The 7,507-nt window shown below is 38.7% G+C and carries 9 protein-coding genes and 6 tRNA genes (1 of these 15 cut by a window edge); all 15 read left to right on the plus strand.

Translation table 11 applies throughout. From position 1 onward, the window contains the following. Entirely contained in the window at positions 1-363 is a 363-nt protein-coding gene (locus E2636_RS02205) for an STAS domain-containing protein (RefSeq protein ID WP_134208619.1), read from the plus strand. Between the two features lie 2 nt (positions 364-365). Beyond that, a complete protein-coding gene (locus E2636_RS02210) occupies positions 366-767 on the plus strand; it encodes an anti-sigma regulatory factor (RefSeq protein WP_134208621.1) in 402 nt (133 codons plus the stop codon). A 14-nt stretch (positions 768-781) separates the two neighbouring features. Next, complete coding sequence (locus E2636_RS02215; RefSeq protein ID WP_134208623.1) at positions 782-1,786, plus strand: PP2C family protein-serine/threonine phosphatase; 1,005 nt, start codon at positions 782-784, stop codon at positions 1,784-1,786. 74 nt (positions 1,787-1,860) lie between these two features. Next, complete coding sequence (locus tag E2636_RS02220; protein ID WP_134208626.1) at positions 1,861-2,190, plus strand: anti-sigma factor antagonist; 330 nt, start codon at positions 1,861-1,863, stop codon at positions 2,188-2,190. Positions 2,191-2,192: 2 nt separating this feature from the next. After that, on the plus strand, positions 2,193-2,663 hold the full coding sequence (rsbW, locus tag E2636_RS02225; protein ID WP_134208628.1) for an anti-sigma B factor RsbW: 471 nt from the start codon (positions 2,193-2,195) through the stop codon (positions 2,661-2,663). Further along, entirely contained in the window at positions 2,641-3,429 is a 789-nt protein-coding gene (gene sigB, locus E2636_RS02230) for an RNA polymerase sigma factor SigB (protein ID WP_134208631.1), read from the plus strand. Before rsbW ends, sigB begins: the two co-directional genes overlap by 23 nt. Next, positions 3,426-4,025: a PP2C family serine/threonine-protein phosphatase gene (locus tag E2636_RS02235; RefSeq protein WP_134208632.1), complete on the plus strand. Its 600-nt coding sequence runs from the start codon at positions 3,426-3,428 to the stop codon at positions 4,023-4,025. The genes sigB and E2636_RS02235 overlap by 4 nt, the downstream gene beginning before the upstream one ends. A gap of 56 nt (positions 4,026-4,081) precedes the next feature. Further along, positions 4,082-6,250, plus strand: coding sequence for a Tex family protein (locus E2636_RS02240; RefSeq protein ID WP_134208634.1), 2,169 nt, complete (start codon positions 4,082-4,084; stop codon positions 6,248-6,250). Between the two features lie 61 nt (positions 6,251-6,311). Next, positions 6,312-6,767, plus strand: a complete 456-nt coding sequence (locus E2636_RS02245; protein WP_134208636.1) for a SprT family protein — start codon at positions 6,312-6,314, stop codon at positions 6,765-6,767. 89 nt (positions 6,768-6,856) lie between these two features. Beyond that, positions 6,857-6,931 (plus strand) — tRNA-Asn (locus E2636_RS02250). Between the two features lies 1 nt (position 6,932). Then, a tRNA-Glu gene (locus E2636_RS02255) sits at positions 6,933-7,007 on the plus strand. Between the two features lie 189 nt (positions 7,008-7,196). Then, a tRNA-Met gene (locus tag E2636_RS02260) sits at positions 7,197-7,273 on the plus strand. Positions 7,274-7,276: 3 nt separating this feature from the next. Then, a tRNA-Asp gene (locus E2636_RS02265) sits at positions 7,277-7,352 on the plus strand. Positions 7,353-7,360: 8 nt separating this feature from the next. Further along, positions 7,361-7,435 (plus strand) — tRNA-Gln (locus E2636_RS02270). A gap of 17 nt (positions 7,436-7,452) precedes the next feature. Then, positions 7,453-7,507, plus strand: a tRNA-Lys gene (locus E2636_RS02275); it runs 18 nt beyond the window's last position.

Consider the following 7,507-nt stretch of genomic DNA (forward strand, 5'->3'; position numbering starts at 1 on the left):
TTGAACTTACGTATACCCATATTAAAACTAAAAGATTGTCTTATTGTCTCTGTCCAATGGGAGTTAGATGATCAAACTGCACTTCAATTTCAAGAAGATTTGTTATCTAAACTACATGAAACGAGTGCTAGAGGAGTTGTAATTGATTTAACACCAATAGATTTTATTGATTCTTTTATCGCTAAAGTACTGGGTGATGTGATTAGTATGTCAGGACTAATGGGTGCAAAAGTTGTCATTACTGGAATTCAACCTGCAGTCGCAATTACCCTTATCGAATTAGGTATTCGTTTAGAAGGTGTCATAACCGCGTTAGATTTAGAGAATGGTCTTGAAAAACTCCATCGAAAATTGGAGGCATAATTATGGGATATCGGTCATCTGTAGAAATCTTAACAGAGTGGGACATTGTTGCTGCAAGGCAACTTGGTCGTAACGAAGCAAAAGAAGTTGGTTTTGGAACGGTTGACCAAGCGCGTATCACGACAGCAATCAGTGAACTAGCTCGTAATATTTATTTATATGCAGGAACAGGAAAAATTGAAATTGAACGTATATCTGATGGAAGAAGAGTAGGCATTATTATTATTGCGTCAGATGAAGGTCCTGGAATTTCTGATGTTAGAAAAGCGCTGGAAGATGGTTACTCTACTTCTGGTGGGTTAGGCGCTGGTGTACCTGGAGTAAAACGTCTGATGGATGATTTTAAAATAGACACCGTTGTGGGAGAAGGAACCGTTATTAAAGCGACCAAGTGGATTCGCTAGGAGGTTAGAGGTCAATGCCTCGAGAAATTGAAAGACAATATAAAGAAATACTTAAACAATATGTAATGCAACAAACGGAGAAAAATTTATATGCAGGCCAGAACTTCAGTCGTCAATTAATCAAAAAAAATGTAGCTCCTGAAGAAGTAATTAGTGTTCATAAGGCAGCTCTAGAAGAAATGTTTCCGGAGTTGCAAACTGAAGTATTGCATTCATTTGATTTCCTAATTGAAATGATGATTCGTTATGGCCTTGCTCATTCCGAACATCAAAGTCTACTGCAACACCAAAAAGAATTGAATGTAGAAATAGATTTAGCCGCAAATGTTCAAAAAACGCTATTGAAAACAACTATTCCTCAAGTTGCTGGTCTTGAAATTGGTCTCATATCTGTACCAGCACGGAAAATGAATGGAGATTACATTTATTTCCTCAGTGATAATCATCACAATGCAGGGGTAGCGGTGGCGGATGTAATAGGTAAGGGTATTCCAGCCGCGCTTTGTATGTCCATGATTAAGTACGGAATGGATAGTCTCCAGGATGCATCTACGGATCCGAAAAAAGTACTAGATATTATAAACCGTATCGTTGAAAAAGGTGTCAATGACGATATGTTTATATCCATGTTTTACGGTCGATATAATGTAGAACATTCTATTCTTACATATGCCTCGGCAGGTCATGAACCTGCTCTTTTTTATGATGCTCAGAAGGACGAATTCTCTGAGTTACATGCAAAAGGCTTATTACTAGGTGTCGTTCCAAATGTTACATATGCGCAACACGATGTGAAGATGGAGACTGGCGACTTTGTCGTTATGATGACAGACGGTGTAACCGAATGTAGAACGGATGAAGGATTTATTGAACAAAAAATTATCGCTTCATTAATTCAATCCTTGCATCACGAATCTGCTCAAACGATTGTGGATACAGTGTTTAAAGAATTAGAAAAAATGCAAAATTTCGAACTTCGTGATGACTTTACGTTGGTCATTTTTAAAAAAACTAATTAAAAGGTTTTAAACGTATGAACAAGTGGTAATTAATGAGTAACTAAAGATTTTATAGATGGACGGGGTGTCTGAAGATGAATATTCAAGTCGTTTTAAAAGAAGAAGAGAACGTTGTAATAGGAATTATCAGTGGAGAAATCGATGCTTTTACTGCGCCAACATTACGGGAAAAGTTAGCCGAAGTGCAAAAAAAAGAAGGCTTACATGCCCAATTAGATATGACAGATGTATCATATATGGATAGTACTGGACTTGGAGTAATCGTTGCTTTTTTCAAAAATATTAATGCAATTAATGGCCATGTTAAATTAACTGGATTATCGCCTCGTCTAAAAAGATTATTTGATATTACGGGTCTTGGAGCAATTATGGACATTGAGACAGATAATAAAGGTGGAAACTGATTATGAGACCATTTGATTATGTAGAAATTCGAGTTCCTGCTAAATCTCAATATGTAGGCGTTGCGCGCTTAACAATTTCGGGATTAGCAAGTCGCATTGGGTTTACTTACGATGATATCGAAGATTTGAAAATTGCTTCATCGGAAGCGATTACAAATGCAGTTCAGCATGCATATACTGAAGTCGATGAAGGCGAAGTAGTAGTTGGCTGTGCACTTTACCCTAACAAAATTGAGATTATGGTAGCAGACCATGGCAAAAGCTTCAACTTTGAAGAAACGAAAGCTAAAGTTGGACCTTATCATGAAGAGCAAGAAGTGCAATTTTTACGTGAAGGTGGACTAGGATTGTATTTAATAGAGACATTAATGGATGAAGTGAAAGTACACCATCAAGACGGCGTAACGATCTTTATGACAAAATATGTCGGAGTAGAGCAGGTGGAAGAGAATGTCGAACCTATCTCCTCCTAATTATAAGCAAACAAAAGAACAGGTCTTAGAGTGGATTAAAGCCTATCAAGAAACAGAAGATGAAGATGCACAAACCAATTTGGTATTAAATTACCAACGCTTAGTTCAATCGATTGCGCGCAAATATTCGAACGGAAAATCGTATCACGAGGACATCGTTCAAGTAGGCATGTTAGGTTTACTTGGTGCTATTCGTCGATACGATCCTGATTTTGGAAGAACGTTTGAAGCATTCGCCGTTCCGACAATCATTGGAGAAATCAAGCGTTTTTTGCGTGATAAGACATGGGCTGTTCATGTTCCTCGGCGTATTAAAGAATTAGGACCGCGAATAAAATCAGCTGTAGAAACATTAACAACTGAGCTTCAACGATCCCCAAAAGTAATTGAAATCGCTGAATACCTCGAAGTTGACGAAGATGATGTTTTAGAGGCAATGGAGATGGGTAGAAGTTATCAAGCTCTGTCAATGGACCATTCTCTTGAATCGGATTCAGATGGAGGTAGCATTACTTTATTTGACGTTATTGGTCAAAAAGATGATGGCTACGAAAAAACAGACCAACGTTTGTTAGTAGCTAATGCGCTAAGTGTCCTTACAAATCGAGAAAAAGAAGTGATACAGTATACATATATTGATCAGTTGAGCCAAAAAGAAACGGGCGAAAAACTCGATATTTCTCAAATGCATGTTTCTCGATTACAACGTAAAGCCATAAAGAAATTACAAGAAGCGATACAAGCAGCTGGCGGAGCATCTAAATGAAAGCAATTCGACACACTAATTTAGAAGTATATGTCTATCAAGAAGCAAAAGAAGGGAATTATGAATCAGGAGATACGTATTTTACGTATATGAATGAGGATTATTTTTTGTGTGCGATTGCTGACGGTTTAGGTAGTGGGCCAATTGCTAAACAATCAGCTGATGTTATTCCTGTTATCTTAGGTGAATATCATCATGAAACAATTGATAATTTGATGCGCAGATGCAATGAATTAATGTTTCAAAAACGTGGTGCTGTAGTGGCGATTGTTAAAGTAGATTTTTTAGTGAAAACGATTGAATATAGTTGTGTTGGAAACATTAGATTCTATATGACTCGAAAAGATGACGATAAAATGATTTACCCGTTACCTGTAATGGGTTATTTATCGGGACGATATCAAAAACTCAACACACAATTATTTGCGTATGATCCTGGTGATTTGTTCTTGTTTCATTCGGACGGTGTTGTGTTAAGAAATCCTAAAAAAGTTATGCAAAACAGTTCAGACGCATATGAACTATATCAAACGTTAAGTGCAACAATTGAAAATGGTGACGATGCAACATTTATCACAGCTAGCCTGCTCCAATAAAATGGAGCGGGTTTTTTTGTTACAATAGTAAAGTGTAAAGAGAGAGGATGAGTCATATGGAAGCAAAAGAAATGATGCAACGAATTGCGAAAGAAATAAATATACGACCAGCGCAAGCTCAACAAGTCGTGGATTTACTTGAAGAAGGAAATACAGTTCCCTTCATAGCGCGCTATCGAAAAGAAGCAACTGGCTCATTAGATGAAGTTCAAATAAAAGCAGTAGAAGATCGGTATCGTTACATACAACAAATAGAACAACGAAAAGAGGAAGTTCTTCGCTTAATTGATGAGCAAGGGAAAATGACTGAAGAGTTATCTCAGGCCATATTAGCAGCCTCTGTCCTCCAACGACTAGAAGATTTATATCGACCATATAAGCAAAAACGTAGAACGAAAGCGACCGTTGCAAAAGAAAAAGGACTAGAGCCTTTAGCTAATCTTTTATTTAACTATTCGAAGACACAACCTGAAGACTTTGCGCAAGACTTTGTGAATGAAGAAAAAGAAGTGGCGAATGTAGAAGAAGCATTACAAGGTGCTCGGGATATATTAGCAGAACAATTTGCTGATGATGCGAAAATTCGTGAAAAAGTTAGAAATTTAACACGTGCTGAAGGCTCAATTGTTTCATCAGTGAAAAAACAAGATGATGATGAAAAAAGTGTATTTGAAATGTACTATGACTACACTGAGCCAGTAAAAAAAATCGTTCCTCACCGTGTTCTTGCAGTAAATCGAGGAGAAAAGGAAGAGATTTTGAAAGTTAGTTTGCATGCGCCGGCTGATCGTATTTTAACTGTCATGCGGGACGAGTGGATTCCAACGCACAGTTCTTCACCAAGCATTTCACATGTAATTGAAGCAATTGAAGACTCTTACAAACGCCTGATTGCACCTTCAGTTGAACGGGAGATTCGCGCAGAACTAACAGAAAAAGGGGAAACGCAAGCTATTCATATTTTTTCTGTAAACTTGCGAAATCTATTGCTACAACCACCCTTAAAAGGGAAAGTAGTGTTAGGTCTAGACCCAGCATACCGAACAGGGTGCAAATTAGCTGTCGTAGACGATACAGGGAAACTTCAAGAAGTATCCGTTATCTATCCGCATCCACCGCAATCGAAATTAGAAGCGTCTAAGAAAACTATATTAGACATATTAATCCGCTATCCAATTTCAATTATTGCAATTGGGAATGGTACGGCATCTCGAGAATCTGAACAATTTATAGCGGAATGTCTAAGAGAAGCCAATCGTGAAATTGCATACGTAATTGTCAATGAAGCTGGTGCGAGTGTATACTCAGCTTCAGATACTGCCCGAGCGGAATTTCCTGATTTGCAAGTCGAACAACGAAGTGCTGTTTCAATTGCTCGAAGACTGCAAGACCCCCTTTCTGAGCTAGTGAAAATTGAACCGAAAGCTGTAGGAGTTGGTCAATATCAACATGACGTCTCTCAAAAGAAACTAAATGAGTCATTAACCTTTATAGTAGAAACAGCAGTTAACCAAGTCGGCGTAAACATAAACACTGCATCAGCATCATTGTTGCAATATGTCTCAGGATTATCAAAGACCGTAGCTGAAAATGTTATCATTATGCGAAATGAAAACGGTAAATTCACATCACGGGCTCAACTGAAAAAAATTCCTCGTTTAGGCGCAAAAACGTATGAGCAAGCTATTGGGTTTTTACGAATACCAGAAGCCAAAAATCCATTTGATGCTACTGGTATTCACCCGGAAAGTTATAAAAGTGCAGAAGAAGTGTTGAAAACTGCAGGACTAACGAAAATACAAATAGGAACGAAAGATGCTGAACTCGCCCTTAGTGAGTTGAATTTAAGAGAGTTAAGCGAAAGACTAGAAGTGGGAGAAATAACTTTGCAAGATATCGTGGACACGCTGAAAAAACCAACCCGCGATCCCCGTGATCAATTCCCGCAGCCGCTTCTCAAAACTGATATTCTTCAAATGGAAGACTTATCAAGTGGCATGGAGCTACAAGGGACAGTTCGCAATGTCGTTGATTTTGGTGCATTCGTAGACATAGGTGTAAAACAAGATGGGCTTGTACACATTTCTAAATTAAAAAAAGGTTTTGTAAAACACCCACTTGATGTCGTTGCACTTGGAGACATCGTAACTGTTTGGGTGGAACAAGTTGAAAAGACAAAAGGACGCATTTCATTAACAATGTTGCCCCCAGTAATTAAAAACTAATATGGAACCTGCTTATTGTTAATCAATAAGCAGGTTTTAATGAATTCAAAGGATGGGTCGTATGACAAACGAAGAACTTCACCTACTTGTAATAAAAATCTCCGAAGACGTTTTTAACAAACCGTTTCTGCATGAAGCCTATTTCAATAGTCGACTTAAAACAACCGGTGGACGATATATGTTACAAACTCATCACATTCAACTTAATCCAAAATCATTAGAACTTTATGGTGAGGAAGAACTTGAAGGAATTATTCGACATGAACTTTGTCACTATCACCTTCATATAGAAGGAAAAGGGTATAAGCATCGCGATAGAGATTTTAAATATTTATTAAAGATGACTAATTCCCCGAGATTTTGTGCAAACTTAGGTTCTGCAAAAAGAAAAAGCGGAGCTATTCAACATGTCTATAGTTGTGTCTCATGTGGCCTTCTTTATAGACGGAAGATTCGTTTAAATACCGCCAAATACCGCTGCGGCAAGTGTTCAGGTCAATTATCAAAAGTACAATAATAATTCTTTGCAGAAATTGTCCTAAAGTAGTTGACGAGGATGAAATACCTCACTATAATAGGGAAAGTCGATTAGTTCACCAACACTATTCCGAAGTAGCTCAGTGGTAGAGCACCGCACTGTTAATGCGATGGTCGTAGGTTCGAGTCCTACCTTCGGAGCCAAGGCCCCTTGGTCAAGCGGTTAAGACACCGCCCTTTCACGGCGGTAACACGGGTTCGATTCCCGTAGGGGTCACCAATTTTTAATAAACTATGTTATACTTACAATAATGAAATCGCAAGAGTGACACAGAAATTTAACTTCCTATAAAGAAGTCGCGAGGGTGTAATAACTCAGCTGTACGAGACGGCAAGTAACATCGAAGCTGGCGAAAGCCGATGCAGATGTCTATAAGCGTAGTACTCATAGTTTTTATAATAATATTATCGCGGGGTGGAGCAGCACGGTAGCTCGTTGGGCTCATAACCCAAAGGTCGCAGGTTCAAATCCTGCCCCCGCAACCAAATGGTCCCGTGGTGTAGCGGTTAACATGCCTGCCTGTCACGCAGGAGATCGCCGGTTCGATCCCGGTCGGGACCGCCATTTTTTATTGGGGTATAGCCAAGCGGTAAGGCAACGGATTTTGATTCCGTCACGCCCTGGTTCGAATCCAGGTTCCCCAACCATTTTTCCTTAAGCTTACGAGCCATTAGCTCAGTTGGTAGAGCATCTGACTTTTAATCAGAGGGTCGTAGGTT

The organism is Paenisporosarcina antarctica, from assembly GCF_004367585.1.
In the GTDB taxonomy this organism is placed as follows: Bacteria; Bacillota; Bacilli; order Bacillales_A; family Planococcaceae; genus Paenisporosarcina; species Paenisporosarcina antarctica.